Source organism: Vibrio aphrogenes, from assembly GCF_002157735.2.
Lineage (GTDB): Bacteria > Pseudomonadota > Gammaproteobacteria > Enterobacterales > Vibrionaceae > Vibrio > Vibrio aphrogenes.
Genome location: NZ_AP018689.1, coordinates 880,364 through 901,905 on the forward strand (window position 1 = coordinate 880,364; position 21,542 = coordinate 901,905).

At 41.6% G+C, this 21,542-nt stretch carries 19 protein-coding genes and 1 tRNA gene; 13 read left to right on the forward strand and 7 right to left on the reverse strand.

Annotated elements, in window-relative coordinates:
* Positions 1-88 precede the first annotated feature (88 nt).
* The 4 genes from VCA1004_RS04095 (at position 89) to rnd (ending at position 4,640) form a co-directional block, all read left to right on the forward strand.
* Positions 89-637, forward strand: a complete 549-nt coding sequence (locus VCA1004_RS04095; protein WP_086982801.1) for a Slp family lipoprotein — start codon at positions 89-91, stop codon at positions 635-637.
* Between the two features lie 10 nt (positions 638-647).
* The gene (locus VCA1004_RS04100; RefSeq protein WP_126000520.1) at positions 648-1,562 is read left to right on the forward strand and encodes an alpha/beta hydrolase; all 915 of its coding nucleotides are present in this window, start codon (positions 648-650) and stop codon (positions 1,560-1,562) included.
* 152 nt (positions 1,563-1,714) lie between these two features.
* Complete coding sequence (fadD, locus tag VCA1004_RS04105; protein ID WP_086982805.1) at positions 1,715-3,421, forward strand: long-chain-fatty-acid--CoA ligase FadD; 1,707 nt, start codon at positions 1,715-1,717, stop codon at positions 3,419-3,421.
* A 100-nt stretch (positions 3,422-3,521) separates the two neighbouring features.
* A complete protein-coding gene (rnd, locus tag VCA1004_RS04110) occupies positions 3,522-4,640 on the forward strand; it encodes a ribonuclease D (RefSeq protein WP_086982807.1) in 1,119 nt (372 codons plus the stop codon).
* Positions 4,641-4,860: 220 nt separating this feature from the next.
* On the opposite strand, the gene minE is transcribed toward rnd, so the two are convergent.
* The 3 genes from minE to minC form a co-directional block, all read right to left on the reverse strand.
* The gene (gene minE / locus VCA1004_RS04115) at positions 4,861-5,121 is read right to left on the reverse strand and encodes a cell division topological specificity factor MinE (RefSeq protein WP_086982809.1); all 261 of its coding nucleotides are present in this window, start codon (positions 5,119-5,121) and stop codon (positions 4,861-4,863) included.
* A gap of 2 nt (positions 5,122-5,123) precedes the next feature.
* A complete protein-coding gene (minD, locus tag VCA1004_RS04120) occupies positions 5,124-5,936 on the reverse strand; it encodes a septum site-determining protein MinD (protein WP_086982811.1) in 813 nt (270 codons plus the stop codon).
* Between the two features lie 161 nt (positions 5,937-6,097).
* Positions 6,098-6,760, reverse strand: a complete 663-nt coding sequence (minC, locus tag VCA1004_RS04125; RefSeq protein ID WP_086982813.1) for a septum site-determining protein MinC — start codon at positions 6,758-6,760, stop codon at positions 6,098-6,100.
* Between the two features lie 280 nt (positions 6,761-7,040).
* Here minC and VCA1004_RS04130 point away from each other — a divergent pair, with 280 nt between their 5' ends.
* The 5 genes from VCA1004_RS04130 (at position 7,041) to VCA1004_RS15175 (ending at position 13,294) form a co-directional block, all read left to right on the forward strand.
* A complete protein-coding gene (locus VCA1004_RS04130; protein WP_086982815.1) occupies positions 7,041-7,316 on the forward strand; it encodes a YcgL domain-containing protein in 276 nt (91 codons plus the stop codon).
* A 158-nt stretch (positions 7,317-7,474) separates the two neighbouring features.
* Positions 7,475-8,395, forward strand: coding sequence for a lytic murein transglycosylase (locus VCA1004_RS04135; RefSeq protein ID WP_408646896.1), 921 nt, complete (start codon positions 7,475-7,477; stop codon positions 8,393-8,395).
* A 162-nt stretch (positions 8,396-8,557) separates the two neighbouring features.
* Positions 8,558-9,706 carry an efflux RND transporter periplasmic adaptor subunit gene (locus VCA1004_RS04140; RefSeq protein ID WP_164520819.1) on the forward strand — a complete coding sequence of 383 codons (1,149 nt, stop codon included), beginning with the start codon at positions 8,558-8,560 and terminating at the stop codon, positions 9,704-9,706.
* Between the two features lie 10 nt (positions 9,707-9,716).
* Entirely contained in the window at positions 9,717-12,860 is a 3,144-nt protein-coding gene (locus VCA1004_RS04145) for an efflux RND transporter permease subunit (RefSeq protein WP_086982820.1), read from the forward strand.
* Positions 12,861-13,144: 284 nt separating this feature from the next.
* Complete coding sequence (locus VCA1004_RS15175; protein WP_164520820.1) at positions 13,145-13,294, forward strand: hypothetical protein; 150 nt, start codon at positions 13,145-13,147, stop codon at positions 13,292-13,294.
* Between the two features lie 66 nt (positions 13,295-13,360).
* Here the strand turns inward: VCA1004_RS15175 and VCA1004_RS04150 are convergent, their stop codons facing one another.
* Positions 13,361-14,311: an SDR family oxidoreductase gene (locus VCA1004_RS04150; RefSeq protein WP_086982822.1), complete on the reverse strand. Its 951-nt coding sequence runs from the start codon at positions 14,309-14,311 to the stop codon at positions 13,361-13,363.
* Between the two features lie 183 nt (positions 14,312-14,494).
* On the opposite strand from VCA1004_RS04150, the gene VCA1004_RS04155 reads away from it, so the two are divergent.
* Entirely contained in the window at positions 14,495-15,415 is a 921-nt protein-coding gene (locus VCA1004_RS04155) for an AraC family transcriptional regulator (RefSeq protein ID WP_086982824.1), read from the forward strand.
* A 136-nt stretch (positions 15,416-15,551) separates the two neighbouring features.
* On the opposite strand, the gene folD is transcribed toward VCA1004_RS04155, so the two are convergent.
* The gene (gene folD / locus VCA1004_RS04160; protein WP_086982826.1) at positions 15,552-16,406 is read right to left on the reverse strand and encodes a bifunctional methylenetetrahydrofolate dehydrogenase/methenyltetrahydrofolate cyclohydrolase FolD; all 855 of its coding nucleotides are present in this window, start codon (positions 16,404-16,406) and stop codon (positions 15,552-15,554) included.
* Between the two features lie 242 nt (positions 16,407-16,648).
* Between folD and VCA1004_RS04165 the strand changes: the two genes are divergently transcribed.
* Positions 16,649-16,725, forward strand: a tRNA-Arg gene (locus tag VCA1004_RS04165).
* A gap of 285 nt (positions 16,726-17,010) precedes the next feature.
* Here VCA1004_RS04165 and VCA1004_RS04170 read toward each other — a convergent pair.
* A complete protein-coding gene (locus tag VCA1004_RS04170; protein WP_086982828.1) occupies positions 17,011-18,267 on the reverse strand; it encodes an adenylosuccinate synthase in 1,257 nt (418 codons plus the stop codon).
* Between the two features lie 156 nt (positions 18,268-18,423).
* Between VCA1004_RS04170 and VCA1004_RS04175 the strand changes: the two genes are divergently transcribed.
* Positions 18,424-19,308, forward strand: coding sequence for a LysR family transcriptional regulator (locus VCA1004_RS04175; protein WP_086982829.1), 885 nt, complete (start codon positions 18,424-18,426; stop codon positions 19,306-19,308).
* Between the two features lies 1 nt (position 19,309).
* On the opposite strand, the gene VCA1004_RS04180 is transcribed toward VCA1004_RS04175, so the two are convergent.
* Positions 19,310-19,852 carry a hemerythrin domain-containing protein gene (locus VCA1004_RS04180; protein WP_086982831.1) on the reverse strand — a complete coding sequence of 181 codons (543 nt, stop codon included), beginning with the start codon at positions 19,850-19,852 and terminating at the stop codon, positions 19,310-19,312.
* Between the two features lie 388 nt (positions 19,853-20,240).
* Between VCA1004_RS04180 and VCA1004_RS04185 the strand changes: the two genes are divergently transcribed.
* A complete protein-coding gene (locus tag VCA1004_RS04185; protein ID WP_086982833.1) occupies positions 20,241-21,482 on the forward strand; it encodes an aromatic amino acid transporter in 1,242 nt (413 codons plus the stop codon).
* Positions 21,483-21,542 lie beyond the last annotated feature (60 nt).

A 21,542-nucleotide genomic window follows, 5' to 3' on the forward strand; every position in this document is an offset into this window, starting at 1 on the left:
GATGGGAACTGAGTGAATTGCTCGGTGGTCGAACATTCAATAAACATCAATGATGGCGTTGATGTGATGAAGACAAGAGAAAGTGATAATGAAAAAATTATGTGTGATCTTCTTGGCCGTCGTCGGTTTGTCGGCTTGTTCTTCTTTACCCACCGAGCTGGCAACGGACTCAAAACAACCGGTGACCAATTATCAACAATGGGTCAATACCAATCCGAGTCAAACCGTTGATGTGCGTCTTGGAGGCGTGATTAGTAAAGTGACGAATCTACAAGATAAAACGCGAATTGAAATCGTTAACTTGCCGATTGATGCCGCAGGCAAACCTGATATTAGCCAAGAGCCGCAAGGTCGCTTTGTTGCTTATCTCGATGGCTTTGTCGAGCCAATGACCTTTAGTCAAGGCCGTTTAATCACAGTGGCCGGTAAAAGTATGCCGCCGGAGACTGATAAAGTGGGTGATTATAATTATACCTTCCCGGTGATGAACGCGACTGGCCAGCATTTGTGGACGATTGAAAAGACCACATATATAGAGAATGACTTTATGATGGGCGGTTGTTTCCGTGGAGCATGGCGCTGCGGTGGATTTGGCTATGGCCCTACAAGAGCCGAAGTGATTCAACAAGTGAAGTGATGTGGTTTCGATGTTACATCCAACAGAGTTCATTTTACCTCATATTCGCTTAGCCGGATTACAAACCCAGCCCGAGAGTCACGCCGATGTGACTCTTTTGTTTTTACATGGCTGGCTAGATAATGCCGGTAGTTTTGCGGCGATCTTGCAAAATTTGTTGGTTATAGCTAAGCAAAATAAGTGGAACATGATCGCGATTGATCTTGCCGGGCATGGACTCTCTCAGCATCGTAGTGCGGATAATTTTTATCCGTTTCACGACTATATTGCCGATGTTCATCAGCTATTGACGCAAATAGACTCAAAAAAAACGATTTTAATCGGACATTCACTTGGTGCTTTAATAGCAAGTTGCTATAGTGCCGCCTTTCCTGAGAATGTAGCAGGCCTTATTCAGATTGAAGGGCTCGGGCCCTTGGCTGAATCGGCTAATACTGAATCAGCTAATAATACCGAATCAGCTAGTAATAGCGTCCAGCGATTAAGAAAGGGCCTATTAAGTCGTCAACGTATTTTGGCTAAGCCGATCCGTGGTTATAATACGCAGCAGGATGCTTGTTTACATCGTATGCAGGTCAATCATTTGTCCGCTTCTCAATTAAAACCTCTTATTGAAAGAGGCACCTATAAACGTGATGGTCAGTGGTATTGGCGTCATGATCCAAAACTGAGGAGCGAATCACTTTACCGTATGACAGAACAACAAGCCTTATCCTTTTTACAAGCGATACAATGCCCAAACTTGTTGATTTTAGGTGAAACGGGCTATCCCCAATTAGTATCGGCAGCAGCAAGGAAGGCCGCATTATCACATCATGAAGAAGTGACCGTCCCGGGTGGGCATCATTGTCATATTGAATCTTCCGTGCAAGTTAGTGACTTTATTGTGAGTTTTGTAGATAAAATTAGACAAACTCATCATTAACTCTCTAGCCTTGGATATAATGGTTTTACATGAACTGTTTATCCTCTTGCGCCGTTAATGTCGCCATTTGAGCGATATGTACACATAACACAGAACAGATTGTATTGGTTTTATTTGAAAACTGTCTGTGAAACTAATGAAAGGAAAATACCGTGGAAAAACCGTGGTTAAAGCGTTACCCAGAAAATGTTCCTCACACGATCGACCCTGACAAATATTCATCATTGGTTGAAATGTTTGAGCAGTGCGTGCAAAAGTTTGCCGACCAACCTGCTTTTATTAATATGGGCTCAGTGATGACCTTCCGTAAGTTAGAAGAACGCAGTCGTGCGTTTGCCGCTTACTTACAAAATGATTTAAAACTACAAAAAGGGGACCGTGTCGCCTTAATGATGCCTAATGTACTGCAATACCCGGTTGCGTTATTTGGTATTTTGCGTGCCGGCATGATTGCGGTAAACGTCAACCCAATGTATACCCCTCGCGAGTTAGAGCATCAGCTAAATGATGCCGATGCGAAAGCGATCGTTATTGTGTCGAACTTTGCACACACATTAGAAAAAGCCGTCGATAACACGCCAATTAAACATGTGATTTTAACCAGCCTTGGTCAAATGCTCCCTAAAGTAAAAGGCACGGCGGTTGATTTCATTGTGAAATATGTAAAAGGTTTAGTCCCTAAATATCATTTACCAGGTGCAATTTCATTTCGTAAAGCCTTATATCGCGGTCGTCGCTTGCAATATGTGAAACCATTTTTAGAAGGGGATGATATCGCCTTTTTACAATACACTGGTGGTACGACTGGGGTGGCGAAAGGGGCTATCCTGACGCATCGAAATATGGTGGCGAATGTGCTGCAAGCCAAAGGGGCTTATGGTTCATTATTACGTGATGGCCGTGAAACAGTGGTGACGGCGCTTCCTCTTTATCATGTTTTTGCTTTAACGATTAACTGTTTATTATTCCTTGAGGTCGGTGGGGCAAACTTATTGATCACTAACCCAAGAGATATCCCCACTTTTGTTAAAGAGCTACAAAAAAATACCTTTACCGCCATTACTGGTGTGAACACGTTATTTAATGCTTTAGTGAATAATGAAGACTTTAAAGAGCTTGATTTTAGCCACTTACGTTTATCCGTTGGTGGTGGTATGGCAGTACAGCGTGCAGTGGCTGACAAATGGATCAACATTACTAAATGTTATTTGCTTGAAGGTTACGGGCTAACAGAATGTTCGCCATTAGTGGCGGCATACCCGTACGACTTGACTCAATATAATGGCTCAATTGGTTTGGCGATGCCTTCGACTGAAGTGCGTATTGTCGATGACGAAGGCAATCCCGTTGGCTTTGATCAAACCGGTGAGTTACAAGTACGTGGCCCGCAGGTGATGGAAGGTTATTGGAAGCGCAGTGAAGCTACCAAAGAAGTCATCACTCAAGATGGTTGGTTATCAACTGGTGATATTGTTCGTTTTGATGAACAAGGCTTTATGTATATTGTCGATCGTAAAAAAGACATGATCTTAGTGTCTGGCTTTAATGTTTATCCAAATGAAATTGAAGATGTGGTGGCGCTACACAGTAAAGTGCTGGAAGTCGCTGCAATTGGGCAACCTCATGATACTTCTGGTGAGATCGTTAAGCTTTATGTCGTGAAAAGTGACGATAGTTTGACTAAAGAAGAGTTGATTGCGCATTGTCGTGAACACTTAACCGGGTATAAGATCCCAAAAGTCGTCGAATTTAGAGAAGAGCTACCAAAGAGTAACGTGGGTAAAATTCTTCGTCGTGAATTACGTGAAGAAAATATCGCGAATTTGTCTAAATTATCAGGCGATAAAAAAAGTGCCTAACCGACATTAGTCGACATTAGCCGATGTTAACCGGCAGCCTAATGCTGAAATATAACCAAAATGCCAGAGCTGAATTCTGGCATTTTATTTAAGGAAGACCGTGAATTACACCATCATTAAAGATAGCCAAAGCTTACAACACGTTTGTGAACAAGCCCGCCAAACCGAAGTGATCATGCTCGATACTGAGTTTGTTCGTACTCGAACCTTTCATCCACAATTGGGTTTAATTCAACTGTATGATGGTAAGCAACTGGTATTGATCGATCCGCTTGAAATTGAGGACATGCACTGTTTTGCAGAGTTATTAGCCGATACCTCCGTGATGAAAGTCTTACACGCTTGTGGTGAAGACCTGGAAGTTTTTCAGCATGTGTTTGGATGTGTGCCTACTCCGATGATCGATACCCAGCTAATGGCTGCTTTTTTAGGTTATGGGCTATCCACGGGGTTTGCCGCTTTAGTGAAGGATTATTTAGCGGTTGAACTTGATAAAAGTGAGTCTCGAGCTGATTGGCTAGCTCGTCCTCTGACTGAGAAGCAACACGAGTATGCGGCAGCCGATGTGTATTATCTATTGCCGTTGTATCAAAAGTTACTGACTCAAGTGGAAGAAAAAGGCTGGCTTGAAGCGGTACAGCAAGAGTCGCGCTTACTGGTGGAAAAACGCTTAACTACCATTGAACCAGAGCAAGCCTATCTGGCAGTAAAAGGTGCATGGACACTCAATTCGCAGCAACTGGCTATTTTAAAAATTATGGCGACCTGGCGTTTGCAAGAAGCAAAAGCGCGCGATCTGGCTTTAAACTTTATTGTGAAAGAAGCCAACATGATTGAAATTTGTCGCCAGCAGATGACCAGTTTAAAGCAAATGAATGAAGCGGGATTTGATCATCGTGAAATTCGTCGTCATGGACAAACGTTACTGGCAATGGTGCAGCAGGGCTTAAAGGTGCCAGAGCAGGAATGGCCACAGCCGATCACACGCTTAATGGATAATCCGGTTTATAAGCAATTATTTAAAACCTTAAAAGATGTCGTGAAACACGCGTCAGAGACTTCAGGTCTTGCCACAGAGTTTTTAGCCTCGAAAAAGCAAATTAATCAATTCATCACCTGGGTCTGGGTACATCAACGTCATCCAGAAAAATTGCCAGAGGTCATGCAAGGTTGGCGTAAGGCGGTAGTCGGTGATGCGTTGAATGGAAAAATGAAATAGCGGAGTTTAGAATTTCGTTTCTCGTGTTTTGCTTTTGATGTGAAAAGTCATGTGGAAGGGATAACCTAATCGAGTTTATTCGTCAACCTTAGCTGCGGATAACGAGAAGTCACTCAATACCGCAGTTGAGGTTAGTTAAAAAGAATAAAACCCACTTCATTTATAGTGAAGTGGGTTTTCTTTTTCGAGAAACGAAACTCGAGCAACAAGATTAATGGTATTAATCCTTTTCTGGTAACTGAATATTTAATTCCAGTACCGATAAATCATCATCACCTTGCTCTAAGCTGACATTGACCATTGATGGATCAACCGAAACATATTTACTGAGAACTTGCAGAATATCTTCTTTTAGTTGCGGTAAATACGAAGGGTTTGCACTGCCTTGATTACGACGCTCTGCCACGATGATCTGTAATCGTTCTTTCGCAAGGTTAGCGGTATCCTTTTTCTTTGGGCGGAAGAATTGAAGTAATGACATGTTTAACCTCCAAATAAGCGTTTAAAGATGCCTTTTTTCTCTTCTGTTAAGAAGCGAAATTCTTTTTCTTCGCCTAAGAGACGATCAACTGCATCGCTGTAAGCCTGACCTGCGTCAGATTCTTCATCATGGATCACGGGAACACCTTTGTTAGAGGCGTTTAAGACCGCTTGGCTTTCCGGGATAACACCCAGTAATGGAATATGTAAGATATCCTCAACATCGGTCACACTGAGCATTTCACCTGCTGTCACGCGAGCAGGGTTATAGCGAGTAAGAAGTAGGTGTTGCTTAACGGGTTCTAAGCCTTGCTCTGCACGTAGTGATTTTGAATCGAGTAACCCCAAGATTCGATCAGAGTCACGAACAGAAGAGACTTCAGGGTTCGTGGTGATCACCGCTTCATCTGCAAAATACAGTGACATTAATGCCCCTTGCTCGATACCGGCAGGTGAGTCACATAAGATGAAGTCAAAGCCCATGTCATGCAATTCGGTTAAGACACGTTTGACCCCAACGTGAGTTAAAGCGTCTTTATCACGGGTTTGCGATGCCGGTAAAATATACAAGTTGTCACAACGCTTATCTTTGATAAGTGCTTGATTAAGCGTTGCTTCACCATTGATAACATTGACAAAATCATAAACCACACGACGCTCACACCCCATGATTAAATCAAGGTTACGTAAGCCAATATCAAAATCAATAACAGCGGTTTTTTTTCCTCTAAGTGCAAGACCGGTGGCAATCGCTGCGCTAGATGTAGTTTTACCTACACCCCCTTTACCAGACGTCACGACGATAGTACGTGCCATTTCATTTCCCTTATATTGAATCTAATTCTTCCCAACAATAAATGTCACTTGTTCTATGAGCATAGCTTATGTTCACAGTGTAAAGCCTGTTATTGTTTCTCTTTAGTTATTGTTAATTTTAACCATCAAAAGTGGATATTTATATATCCAACTAATTAATTTTACTTAATTTTATCAAACTGTAATTGTTCGGTATGGAGCGTGATCAAGGTTTTTTGTTGCCAATAGTCTGGATGGATTTGATCACTGAGATAATAATGTCCGGCAATTGAGACCAATTCGGCTTGCAAATCCTCACATAAAATCATGGCTCCTTTCTGGCCATTCGCTCCCGCAATAATTCGTCCGCGGCAAGTGCCATGAATATGAACACTACCATCTGCAATGACTTCTGCGCCTGCACTGACGTGATTTAACACGACTAAATCACAATCTTTTGCATAAACTTGCTGTCCTGAGCGCACAGGAGTACGAATCACTTTTGTCGGCATAGTTTCAGCAGGGGCTTGATAACCCGATTTACTGGTCGACATTACCGCAAAGCCAGCTTCAGTCACTTGTTTTTTGACTAACGAGCTTTGACAACCCGTGATACCAACAGGAATTAACCCAGCTTGCATAATACCTGCGTGTAGCGCTTTAAAATCAATATCGATTTGTGGTGCTTTTTCGATGTCAATCACCAGCGGAGCATGCGCAAAAAAGGCGGGAGCTTGCTCGATTTTATGATGTAAAAATTGTAAGCAGGACTCAATATTGTCTTCCGGTAAATGCAGAACCGATAATGCAAAACTGCTGCCTTTTAAATCAGATTTTGGAGCCATAGAACACATTACTCCGAACGTTGGAGACGTATTAATAAAATTGAATGATATTAGTTAATACCAGCTTTAAATATCCTTTTATTAGAACAAACTAACAGTAACATTACAAAGACTGACAATGTTATAGTCTATTTAAAACATGATTGAGTTAATTACCTGTCATAATGATAAAAATTTAGGTTAAATCCAAGCGAAACTCGGTTTAACTGATGAGTTTGCTTACTATCTACCCAAGATTCATCAAACGGCAAGCTTGAGCTTCACTGATAAAGGATATTGTATGCTTTGTTCTATCTATAAAAGTGCAAAAAAAGAAGGGATGTATTTGTATATTCCTAAAAAAGACGACTTCTCAGAAGTCCCTGCGGCCTTGATGCAAATGTTTGGTAAACCGACTTTTGTGATGGTTATGAAAATGGAAGGCCGAAAACTGGCGTTAGTGGATATTGAAAAAGTGAAACAATCGCTCAAAGATGATGGGTATTTTCTGCAATTACCACCACCACCGGTGAATTTATTAGATGAGCATAAAGCTCGTAAAGCGCAAACAGAATAAGCGATTGGTTAATCCAAGACTTCCCAACTTTAAGGATTGTTATGAATAAAAAATTAATAGGAGCATCGGGCTTACTCGTTACGAGCTTGATTAGCTTTCATTCGTTCGCAGCTTCGACACAAAACGTGGCTTCAACAGAAGTCCCTGCAAGCGATGTCGTGACCCAAGAAAAAGATTTTCAAGCTTATGTGGCAACCTTAAAGCAAGAAGCAAAAGATAAAGGGATTTCGGATGCCACTATTCAAGCGGCGTTTAACAATGTTGTATTTAAACCGCATTCAGTTAAAGCCGATAATAATCAGCCAGAAAAGAAACTGACCTTAGATGAGTATATCCCAAGAGCGATACCGAATTGGAAAATTAAGCAAGCTCGTCGTTTGTATCACGAACACTTTGAGGACTTACAGCGTATTGGTGAGCAGTATGGCGTTCAACCAAGGTTTATTGTGGCCTTGTGGGGCGTCGAAAGTAACTTTGGTAAGTTTACCGGTAAGCATAATGTGATTGATGCATTGGCCACACTGGCATTTGATGGTCGTCGTGAAGCGCTCTTTAGAAAACAAACAATGGCAGCGTTACAAATTATCGATGAAGGCCATATTAGCGCTGATAATATGAAGGGTTCATGGGCTGGCGCAATGGGACAATGTCAGTTTATGCCTACCTCATTTTTAGCGTATGCCCAAGATGGCAATGGCGATGGTAAAAAAGATATCTGGACGACGGAACAAGATGTTTTTGCTTCTACCGCTAATTATCTAAAAACGGAAGGTTGGGATGATAAATATACTTGGGGTCGTCAAATTCGTGTCCCACAAGGAATTAACCCTCAACTGCAAGGGCGTGAAGCTGAGAAAGGTAAGTATTTACAAGAATGGAGCCAACTTGGTATTACGAGTCTAGATGGCTCACCTTTGCCTGTTTTACAAGAAGATATCAAAGCATGGTTGATTATGCCTGATGATGAGATCGGCCGCAGTTATCTAGTTTACAATAACTATAACGTTTTAATGCACTGGAATCGCTCATATTACTTTGCTTTAGCTGTCAGTACATTAGCCGACAAAATAGTAGAGTAGTTTTCATATATTTAGCATATAACTGGTAAGGTAAAATAATATAAATTTATCTGAATCTCGTATCATTTTGTATGGTTAAACGGTATTTTCTAGAGGTTGTGACATATTTTGTTACAACCTTTTATTTTCTGAATGTTATCCAAACAATATCGAGACATCAATATGCTTGTTAATCGTTTTAATGTGGGATTATTATCCGTTGTGTTAGTCGTGGGAATCACTGGGTGTGATTCTCAAACGTCGAAGTCTCAACAAGTCATGGCATCGCACTCTTTGCCGGTTAATGTTGTCACGATGGCCAAAACACCAATCACGATGAATACTGAGCTTCCTGCCAGAGTGATTGCCACTCGCGTATCTGAAGTCCGACCTCAAGTCACTGGCATTTTACAAAAACGTTTCTTTGAAGAAGGTCAAACGGTACAGCAAGGAGATGTGCTTTATCAAATTGATCCCGCTCCTTATCAAGCGGACTTAAATAGCGCTCAAGCAGCATTATTGAAAGCAAAAGCGGATGAATCTGTCTCTCGTAAAACGGCGTTGCGCTATCAAGATTTGGTGAAACGTAAATTAATTAGCCAAGAAGATTATGACACAGCAGAAGGTAAGTGGCAGCAAGCGAAAGCTCAGTCGGCAGTTGCACAAGCCGCACTCGATAATGCAAAAATCTCTCTTTCATATACCAAAGTAACGGCTCCGATTTCCGGGCGCATTGATATTTCAAATGTCACTGAAGGTGCATTGGTAACTGCAAATCAATCAACCGCTTTGACAACAATCCAACCTCTAGATCCTATTTATGTGGATATGACGCAATCTTCACTTTCTATGGCCAAAATTAAGAAAAGTTTAGGCGCTCATAGCAATCCTAAAGTCACACTGAAATTAGAAGATGGTACAGAATATGACCAATCTGGAATATTGACGTTTTCCGGAACGCGGGTTGATACTACAACAGGAAGTGTGACCTTACGTGCTAAAATACCAAATCCAGATGCTGTGTTATTACCAGGCATGTTTGTCCGTGCGAGTATTGTGATAGCTGACCAAAAGCCGATGTATACCTTATCTCAGGCTGTGGTGAATTTCGGTCAGGGTGGACAAGCCACGGTATACGTTGTGGAAGACGGTAAAGCGGCAATACGCCCAGTGACCACTGGTGCAACAGTGAAGGGAAATAAATGGGTTATTGAATCTGGCCTAAAAGATGGTGACCAAGTCATTACGAGTAATTTAATTAAAATCCGTCCTGGTACTCCTGTTCAAGTAGTGTCTGACAAGAATCATGATATGAACACGACACAGAAATAGGGATAAAACCATGGTGAGATTTTTTATAGACCGCCCAATATTTTCTTGGGTCGTTGCGATTTTAATTATGCTGGCTGGTGTGTTGTCTGTGATGAATTTACCCGTTCAACAATACCCAACGATTGCGCCACCCGCCGTGCAGATAAATGCGATCTATCCTGGGGCATCGGCGAAAACTGCAGAAGATTCCGTGACACAAGTCATTGAGCAAAATATGACGGGGTTGGATAACTTGTTGTATATGTCTTCCTCAAGCAGTTCATCCGGTACGGTGACGGTAACCTTAACGTTTGCTCTAGGTACCGATCCTGATATTGCCCAAGTACAGGTACAAAACCAGTTACAACAAGCAATGAGCCAGTTGCCAAGTGAAGTGCAAAAGCAAGGGCTTAGTGTACGAAAAAGTTCATCGTCATTTATGTCGGTAATTGGATTTATTTCTACCGATGGCAGTATGAATCAAAGTGATATTCAAGATTACGTTAGCTCTAATATCAGTGATCCACTTAGCCGAATTAATGGGGTCGGTGATGTGCAGGTCTTTGGCTCACAATATGCAATGCGCTTGTGGTTAGATCCGGCAAAATTAACCAGTTATCAGTTAACACCGCTTGATGTTTATCAAGCCATTGAAGCTCAAAATACGGAAGTCACAGTGGGGCAAATTGGTGGAGCACCATCAATACCTGGGCAACAGATTAATGCCACCATCACGGCGCAAAATCGTCTAGAAAACGTGGATCAATTTAAGAATATTTTGCTTAAAGTTCGATCAGATGGGTCGCAAGTTCGAGTCAAAGATGTCGCTAGAGTTGAATTAAATGGTGAAGATCTCAGTGTGCTTGCTCGTTACAATGGGCAAGGTGCATCTGGTATTGCGATTAAACTTGCCACTGGGGCAAATGCGATTGAAACACAAAAATTAGTTGATGCTAAATTGGCTGAGCTAGAAAAGTCCATGCCTGCGGGCTTGAAAGTCGTAAAAGCACTAGATACCGTGCCCTTTGTCAAAATTTCTATTAAAGAAGTATTGCATACCTTAGTGGAAGCCGTTGTCCTAGTCTTTTTAGTTATGCTGCTGTTCTTGCAAAATTGGCGGGCAACTTTGATTCCAACTATTGCAGTGCCTGTGGTTTTATTAGGAACTTTTGGTGTGATGTCCTTCATGGGCTTTAGCATCAATACTTTAACTATGTTTGGTATGGTATTAGCCATCGGTTTGCTAGTGGATGATGCTATTGTCGTGGTTGAGAATGTCGAACGTGTAATGGCAGAAGATAAACTGCCACCATTGCAAGCTACACGTAAAGCTATGGGAGAAATTACCGGCGCTTTGATTGGGGTAGCGATGGTACTTTCGGCTGTTTTTGTGCCGATGGCATTTATGAGTGGTTCTACTGGGGCTATTTATCGTCAGTTTTCATTAACAATTGTTTCATCGATGGTGCTATCAGTGATTGTCGCCATGATCTTTACACCGGCATTATGTGCCACCATGCTGAAGCCGCAACATGGAGAAAAAACCACTGGATTCTTTGGATGGTTTAACCGTCACTTTAAACGTTCAAGTGAAAAATACACCAATGGTGTACACAAGATGTTAAGTCGTCCGAAGCGTGCATTTGTGATTTATATCGTGATATTGCCATTGATTGGCTGGATGTTCACTTCTATTCCTTCGAGTTTTTTACCTGATGAAGATCAAGGTAACTTCATGGTAATGGTGCAATTGCCAACAGGGGCTACCTTAGAGCGGACTGAAAAAGTGATGGCAGATGTTCGTCAATACTTTGTAGAAAATGAAAAAGATACAGTGAAGTCCTTCTTCCAAGTCTCTGGCTTTAGTTTTGTAGGTAAAAGCCAAAATGCGGCTATGGGATTTTTGGAATTAAAAGATTGGTCAGAAAGAACGAAGCCAGGACAAGATGTCAATTCGATTATTGGAAGAGCGATGCGACATTTTAGTCAAAATAATGAAGGGGTTATTTTTGCGGTCAACCCTCCGGCAATTCGTGAATTAGGGCAGGCAAGTGGCTTTGACTTGTATCTCGAAGACCGAGCAGGCCTTGGGCATGATAAGTTGATGCAAGCGCGTAACATGCTACTGCAAGCAGCGAATCAGAACCCAGCGTTACAAAAAGTACGTCCTAATGGCTTGAGCGATCAAGCGCAATTCTACATAGATTTGGATTATGAAAAGGCGAAGGCATTAGGTGTCAGTATTAATGATATTAATCAAACATTATCAATGGCATGGGGCTCGGCTTATGTGAATGATTTTATCGATCAAGGTCGAATTAAGCGTGTTTATATTCAAGCTGATGCTCCATATCGAATGACACCTGATGATTTAAATCAATGGTATGTGCGTAATAATGAAGGAAAAATGGTACCTTTCAATGCCTTTACTCATACTCATTGGGGAGTCGGTTCACCGAATTTGCAGCGCTATAATGGTAATTCTGCGGTCGAGATTCTCGGAGAATCCGCTCCTGGTTACAGTACAGGGGATGCGATGAAAGCGATTGAAAATATTGCAAAAACATTGCCTGATGGGGTCGCGGTGAGTTGGACGGGAATGTCATATCAAGAAAGAGAGTCTGGCGATCAGGCACCCATGTTATATGCATTATCAATGTTGATTGTATTTTTAAGTTTAGCGGCTTTATATGAAAGCTGGACAATACCAATGGCGGTTATTTTGGTGGTTCCATTGGGTATTTTAGGTGCTTTAGCTGCGACGATGGTACGTGGCTTGGAAAATGATGTTTACTTACAAGTGGGACTCTTAACGACTATAGGCTTATCCGCTAAAAATGCCATATTGATTGTGGAGTTTGCCAAAGACTTGCATGAAAAGGGTTTGGGACTAATGGAGGCAACATTAGAAGCTTGTCGTATGCGTTTAAGACCAATATTGATGACATCATTCGCATTTATTTTGGGTGTATTACCCTTAGCAACCAGTACTGGAGCTGGGGCTAATTCGCGTCATGCCATTGGTACTTCCGTTATTGGCGGAATGCTAACAGCGACCTTTTTAGCTATCTTTTTTGTACCGATGTTTTATGTCGGTGTGATGAAGTTATTTGGTGGAAAAAGAAAAGTGTCACCTAACAAAACAGAAGAAAAGCTGTCGGGTATAGAATCTTAAGTGGTTAAAATACAAAAAACTAAAGGCAGTGGGTGAAAACTGGCTGCCTTTTCCCTACGCAACTTCTGATCATATAATTAACCTCAGCTGCGGATAACTAGAAGTCACTCAATACCGTACTTTGGGCATCTAACTTCTTTAAAATCAACGCAATAGGCCAACTATTGACTTATGATTTTGCCTTGTTATCCATCACAAATTGCAGCATTGAGAAAAAGTAATCAACCTTAGGTACCTGATAGATATTTTTATCATTTATATATCAGAAGGTTAGACTTGTTATTGTGACACTCTTATTAATGCTACTTTATGAAGGGTTAATGGCATTATCTGCACTTGAATTATCGAATGTTGTTTGGAAGCAAACAATAGAACATATTACGTCTTTGCTGAATGATGATGAAAAGGGCCGTAACTTAACCCCATTTAATTAAGATAAAACTCTGCTAAGTCTTCAAGTTGTTAATTTTCTGGTCGTTAAATTTATTATGGTCATGTATTTATTGTGGCCATGTTATTCCCGTTTCTTTTTCAGATAATGCCCATAATCTTGTTAATACCTCTGGGGTTAATACAAAAGATTCTAGTTTGCATATGCCAACGGGGCCCCCAAAATTCATCATGCCTGTTGGTCCATAATAAGCACGTTGTTCCAGGTTGTTTTCAGTGGCACACATCACCTCTGGATAGGCTCCTCTTTCAGCAGTTTGTGCTAGGCCAATCTTAACCATAAGGGACCAGGTTATGCGAGTTATGACGTTAGCACTTTCACGAATCAATGAGGTATTTGATGCACCGGGATGACACACATACACGGAGACATTTTTATTTTCTGCAGTGATTCTGTTTTGTAATTGATAGGCGAACATCATTTGTGCGAGCTTGCTATGGCTATACACTTTATTCGGGTGATAATTATGGCTCCAATTCATATCATCAAATTGTATCGTTTTCAGACCCAGCTTATGACCTTCACTGGATACGACTACAATACGCCCATGTGATTCTTCTAAACGGGGAAATAATAACCCGCATAATAAGAAGTGCCCATAATGGTTTACCCCTAGTTGACTTTCAAAACCATCTACGGTGAATGTCTGCTTTGCAATTTGAGCGACTGCAGCATTACATATTAGGGCGTCAATTCGAGGGACGGTATTTAGCAATTGAGTTGCCGCTTCTCGAATTGTTGCCATATTAGCCAGATCCATTTGTAAGTAAGAGATTTCACAAGCTTCACCGAATTCTGTTTTGAGCTTTATGACCGCCTCAATTGATTTTTGCCTATTACGATTGAGCATGATTACTTGCGCTCCTTTCGATAAGAGAATCCGTGTTGCTTGATAACCCACTCCACTATTAGCCCCCGTGATGATATAGGTTTTTTTACTTAAAGACTCCAAGCGTTCAGGTGTCCAGCCTTGGGGAGCAAATGGTATTGTCTTGTTCATTGATTGAGTTCCTTGTCGCGTGAGTTTTAAAGGATTATGAATTTATGGAATTGAATATAAATCTCAAAGTGGTCTAAAACGAGGTGTAAAAATCTTTAATACTTGCCTATTTGTCTCATTATCTTGAGTCTTCATAGACGCAGTGCTAGTTTGAAAAACAATAAAATAGCAATAGGAATTGGCATGTATCCTCAAATGATTAAAGACTATATTGACCAGAGTATTGATGAAGATGGCATGATTGACTCGGGTATAAAGGGAGTAAAATTTTTCAAGATAAGCCATCCTATTCTTTGTTCACCTGCAATCTATGAACCATCGATTGTGGCGATTGTCAGTGGGGCTAAAGAAGCAATACTGAACGGAAAACGTTATGTGTATGATAGTAATAAATATATGTGCTGTTCGATGGCAATGCCTTTGGAAACCGGTACACCAACCGCTTCATCTGATAATCCTTTATTAGGTATTTATATTTCATTAGATACCCAAATCATGACACAGTTGGTGCTCGAATTAGAAAGTGTTATCCGCGGCATTGATAAAACTCTTGTTGAGGCTGTACCTGTAGGGTTTGCGCTTTCTGATTGGGATAATGGGTTCTCTGAAGCATTACTACGACTTTTACAATTGATGGATCATCCCGACGATATGGCGATATTAGCTAATGGTCGCATGCGTGAGCTGTATTATACGGTATTAAAAGGGCAGGCTGGAGTTTCGATAAGGCGTACTTTGGGGGTTGATAATGATATTGCCAAAGTGATCGAATATTTGTCGTCACAATTACACAGCACTGTCACTATCGATGATATTGTTTCACAGGCTAGCATGAGTCGAGCGGTATTACATCGTAAGTTTAAGCAAGCCACTAGTATGTCTCCGATTCAATTTGTAAAGTCTATGCGATTAAATACGGCAGCCGTTAGGTTAGCTGGTGGAGAGAATGTAAGTATTGTGGCTATGGATGTTGGATATGAAAGTGCCTCGCAATTTAGCCGAGAATTTAAACGTATGTTTGGTGTCTCACCCAAGCAATGGCGTCGTTCACATACGCTGCCTGAGAATTTAACAGTACGACATACCACTCAAATCACCTATTGATTGGTGGGGATGAGCATAAACTGGAATGGTATCTGAAATTAAACCCTCAATATCATGTAGCTATTGAGGGTAGAGTAGTTGAGAATATTCAGTTACTGATAAGTTTTAGATGTTTGAAATGGCATCTATATTGACATTATTGGGAAAAATTCTCACAAGCGTACATGGTGTTTTCAATTAAGCTTGCGACCGTCATAGGACCTACGCCGCCAGGAACAGGAGTAATGTGGCTGGCATTTTCTTTTGCCACATCATATTCCACATCACCGATTAGCTTACCATTGTCCATACGGTTTATACCGACATCGATCACTACCGCGCCTTTTTTAATCCAAGCACCAGGAATAAAGTTAGGCTTCCCAACCGCGACGACCAAGATATCGGCTTGGCGAATGTGGCTCTCTAAATCTTTTGTGAAACGGTGACAAGTAGTTGTGGTACAACCGGAAAGGAGTAATTCAAGCGTCATAGGGCGGCCAACAATGTTAGACGCGCCGACTATCACGGCATGTTTTCCATGTGTATCAATATTATAGCGCTCTAATAACGTCATAATACCTTTTGGCGTACACGAACGTAATTTAGGAATGCGTTGGCATAGACGACCCACATTGTAAGGGTGGAAACCATCCACGTCTTTTTCTGGATGAATTGTCTCTAAAATTTTGGTGCTATCAATACCAGCCGGAAGAGGAAGCTGTACTAAGATGCCATCGATCTCAGGATCATTGTTGAGTTGTTCAACCACGGACAATAATTCTTCTTCCGATGTCGTTGCTGGGAAATCAAAGGATTTAGAAACGAATCCAACTTCTTCGCAAGCGCGGCGTTTGCTTCCGACATAAACTTGAGAGGCTGGATCACTGCCGACCAAGACGACAGCTAAGCCTGGTGCACGTAAACCGGCTGCAACGCGAGCTTGAACACGAGCTTTGACTTCAGAACGAACAGTTTGTGAAATTAACTTTCCATCAATAATTTGAGCGGCCATGGTTTTCCTTACATTCCTCATGTGACTAGACGTACTAGATTTGCGGCGTATTGTCGCAAAAAAATGCTGTAATATCCACAACGCAAACGTTTGCTTTTGGGTGGTTATGCAATCAATTTTATTAAGTGGATTAAAAGTGGGGATAATTGCTTATGAAATGCCTTTTTTTTCAACACTTAAACCACAATCCGACACAAAGCGATTGACCTCACTCACCCATCTCGTATAATCCTCCACTTAAAGCGCCCTTAGCTCAGCTGGATAGAGCACCTGCCTTCTAAGCAGGTGGTCACAGGTTCGAATCCTGTAGGGCGTGCCATATTGAGAAAAAAGCCTCATAAACTTCGTGTTTGTGAGGTTTTTTTCGTTTTATCAGTGTTGATTTATTTATGACTTATTTATTGCCGTCTTATTTATTGATAGTTTAGCTGGCTGGATATGATATTGAATATTTTATGCTGCATTCATTTTATGCCGTATTTATTGAAGCAAAGGCTGAAAGTAAAAAGCGGAGAGAAAAAGAACCCCCAGATAACAGCTTAGTTATCTGGGGGTTATATTAGGTCGATTGCAGTACTTAAATAGCTAATCTCATTAAATTAGATTAACGAATGATCATTTGCTCACGTTCTGGACCGACAGAAACCATAGAAACTGGCACACCCATTAAGTCTTCAATACGTTTGACATAATGTTGGGCTGCGGCAGGTAGGCTCTCAAATGTGCGGCAACCTGTGATGTCTTCATCCCAACCAGGCATTGATTCATAAACCGGTTTTAACGCGGAAGTTTGAGGCCAAATTGGGTTTTCACTGTGATCACCATCATAAGCGACACAGATCTTTAGATCTTTCATGCCAGATAGGCAATCAATTTTAGTCAGTGCGATTTCAGTAGCCGCTTGTAATTCAACGCCATTACGGGTTGCGACGGCGTCAAAGTATCCCATATCACGTGGACGACCGGTTACTGCTCCGAATTCATTTGCCGCTTCGCGGAAGCTATCTTGCTCTTCCATTGCGGTAACCAAAGTGCCTGTGCCCACTGATGAGCTGAATGATTTGGCGACAGCAACAATGCGTTCAGGGCGAAGAGCCGGTAAGCCACTACCAATACCTGCGTACGCAGCAGTTACATTAGATGACGTAGTAAATGGGTATTCACCGTAAACTAAATCTCGACCAGCGCCCAATTGCGCTTCAAATAATAGATTTTGGTTTTTTTGTTGTAATGCTTTTAGAGGTTCCGTGACATTACAAATGAAAGGACGCCATTCAGCGGTGACTTCTAATAACCACGCCGCCATTTCTTCAGCCGTTTGTGAAAAATCACAGCTAGGGTAGAGGGCTTTTAATTGTGGCATTTTCCAATCAAGTAGGAATTGGATGCGTTGTTTAAGCACTTCTGGTTGATTTAACCAACCCACTAAAATGCCTTTTTTCATGACACGGTCGCCGTATGCTGGTGCAATACCTTGGCGGGTTGAGCCATAAGCAGCATCACCTAAGCGTTGTTCTTCTAGTGTATCTTCAAGCGCATGAAGCGGTAGACACAAAGTAGCACGGTCAGAAATGCATAATTTCACTTCCACTCCGGCAGCTTTTACTTCTGCGATTTCTTCGGTTAACGCCGCAGGGCTAATGACCATGCCTGGGCCAAGAACAGCGGTACAGTTTGGATTAAAAATACCACTCGGTAGCTGGTGTAATTTAAATGTACCAAATTGGTTTACTACCGTATGGCCTGCGTTATTTCCGCCTTGAAAACGAATACTCGCAGCCGCCTCTTCGGCTAAAAAGTCAACAATACGACCTTTCCCTTCATCACCCCAGTTAGCACCTACAACAACAATCGATGGCATAATTTATTCTCCAAATTGATTTGAGTAGTCATAGTACGCAGCTCATCTGGATAAGAGAAATTAATTATAATTATTATCCTGATAAGGTATTCATATGAGCAGTAAATGCCTTATGATAATATTCCTGTATAAATTTCGTCTAAATCAGGACATCAAATGTTAGATATTCATTGGTTAAAAACCTTTGTGACTTTAGCGGATTTAAAGCATTTTGGTAAAACGGCTCATGCTTTAAATATGACTCAACCCAATGTCAGTTTGCATATCAAAAACTTGGAACAGGCAACCAAAGTAAAGTTAGTTGAACGTAACCCTTTCCATTTAACGCAGGCAGGAGAGCGGCTGCTGGCTTCGGGTCAAAAAGCGCTGTGGGAGCTACAGGTTTGTCAGTCTGATTTGGATGCGATCAATGATTTGCAGCAAGGTTCGTTAACCATTGCCGCCAGTGACATTATTTCGCGTTTATTATTGATTGGTCCGTTTCAGCTATTTAAAAAGCAGTTTCCGGGAATTGATTTCTCACTGCTGAATACCACCTCCTCTCAAGCTTCCAATTTAGTCAAAAGTGCCGATGCCGATTTGGGGTTTGTGATCGCTCAAAAAGAAAGCGAGCCGCTGCATTTTACGGAGTTACAACAAGTAAAGTGGTGCGCGTTAGGCCAGCATTTAACAAGATGGCAGGATGGGGAGTATGAACATGGAGAGCAACCCACGCTCATCTTGTTGGGCCACGATACTCGAACGCGGGATTTGCTAGATAGCGCACTGCCGAGTTTGAAATTACCGAATTATCGAATCATGGAAGTCGGTAGTGTTGATGCACAAATTGATTGGGCTGAAGCAGGTTTTGGTATTGCGATAGTGCCGGAGTTTTCTTTATCAACCAAAAGTCATTTAACGACGACAGTCACCCCGTTGCCACAGTTTCCGACCACCAGTTTAGGTTATATCGTGCGTCAAAATCGAGTGTTATCAAAGGCGATCAAACAATTACTGCTTTGGGTTGATGAAGAGATCGCCCGTCGACATTCCGTTGGGTAATTTATTCCGCTAATTCAATGGCGGTTGGGAACAAGATCGTATCTTCAACATGAATATGGTTAATTAGATCTTGGCAAAATTCGGCGCACAATTGATAACAACGTTGCCAAGTCTGACAAGCCTCTGCGGGTGCTTGGAAGTGTTGGGTGAGTTGTTGTAAGGCAAGCATGATACGCTCTGCTTCGTGGTGTTCGTGGGTCATGACGCGGATAGGATTACCGATATGACCAAAACAAGTGGGCTCTGATGTACCTTGTGCAAGGTTACGAATGGCTGGGAATAAAATCTGCTCTTCTTTAAATAAGTGCGGGGTTAAATCTTCAACGAGAGCATGAATTAAAGGTGTGAATTGACGAATAAGTGCCGAATCTTCGCCATGAACACGTAATAATTTATCTGCCATTTCAATTAATTGAGGGCCAAACTCACGAATATACTCATGGTGGGTCGATTCCATTAAGTCAGCAAGCTTATCTGCTGGCAACTGGGTTAATTCGGTTAACTGAGCTGGCGTTAAATTGGTTGCACCACAGGACATGTTCATGATCTTGCCTCATTGAATAGATGAAAGCCATCATGATAAACGCTACCTTTAGATGTGCTATTGTCTTTAAGTGGTATTTAGAATGCATCTTAATGTTTATTGATTTAAATCAAAAGAAAATAGACTGAAGTGCCAAAAAAGCGCTAAAAATGAGAGCGATATCTATCATTATTTAAACTTTGTACCAGTTAACTAGTTTACTAGTCCGAAAGAAGTCGTTATGATGAGCCCATCATCAGCATAGAAATTTGGTAGCACAGCTTTTGAATCCTAGTTTTAGCGTTTGAATCGCCGTAGTAGCATTTCAAACCACTTCCTAGCTTCTTCGCTCGATGCTTGTTTGTTTTTAAGTGCCACTGTACTTAATTTAGCGTAAAGAGAATTCAATATGACAACCGTAACAGCAACAGCAACAGCAAAACAACCTTCATTGGTTGGTGGTGCTTGTATTATTGCAAGTGTTTGTGTCGGCGCAGGTATGCTTGGCTTACCCAGTGCAGGAGCGGGCGCATGGACATTTTGGTCAATTGCTGCGATCGCATTGACTATGCTGGTGATGACGGTGTCTGGTTGGTTATTATTAGAAGCCTTTAAACACTATGATCTGAACGTTTCTTTTAATACCGTTACATCCGATTTATTAGGTGAAAAGGTTAATGCTTTTAATAACTTAACTGTCTATTTCGTCGGCGGGATTTTATTATATGCTTATACCACATCGTTTGGTTTGATTTTGCAAGGCTCACTAGGCTTAGAAAGTAAGACCGCTTCAATCTTGTTTGTTTTTCTAGCCTCGAGTGTGGTGTGGCACTCTACTCGTGCCGTTGACCGTATTTCTGTGGTATTGATTGGTATCATGTTATTGAGCTTTGTCTTTGGTGTGTTTGGATTAACTGTGCAAGTGGATCTCTCTAAACTGACCGATGCCGTGAGCCAAAACAGCCAATACGCAAAATATGCAATGGCATTACTTCCTATCGCATTAACTTCTTTTGGTTATCATCACTCAGTGGCTTCGATGCGCTCTTATTATGGGGAAGAACGTAAAGCGAAATACGCTATTTTAGGCGGTACATCGATTGCCTTATTGTTATACGTGGTGTGGTTAGTGAGTATTTTTGGCCATTTATCTCGTGATTCCTTTGGCCCTGTGATTGAGAAAGACGGTAATGTGGACGTTTTACTGGCGGCGTTAGGTTCTGTAGTCGCTTCGGAGAAAGTTTCGCAAGCCATTAATATCTTTTCTGTTTCAGCGATTTTATCTTCTTTCATTGGCGTTGGCTTAGGCGTTTTCGACTATATTGCCGACTTGTTCCGTTTTGATAATCGTAGCAAATCAGGCCGCAGTAAAACTTGGGCGGTGACGTTTATGCCACCATTGGTGTTGTCACTGCTATTCCCATTTGGTTTTATTTTGGCGATTGGCTATGCGGGAGCGGCTGCGACGGTATGGACATGTATTATCCCAGCCTTGTTAGCGTTGAAATCTCGTCAGCGTAAAGATGGGCATCAAGGCTTTATGGTTGCCGGTGGAAATATTGTGCCGTACTTGATCTTACTGTTTGGCGTAGCGACAGCCGTATTCCACTTTTTAGCGATGCTCGGGATATTGCCAGTATTTAAAGGTTAAATCCATTTAGGTAAACAAGATAGAAATACATCGCCCTCAGGATACTTTCAACGAGAAAGC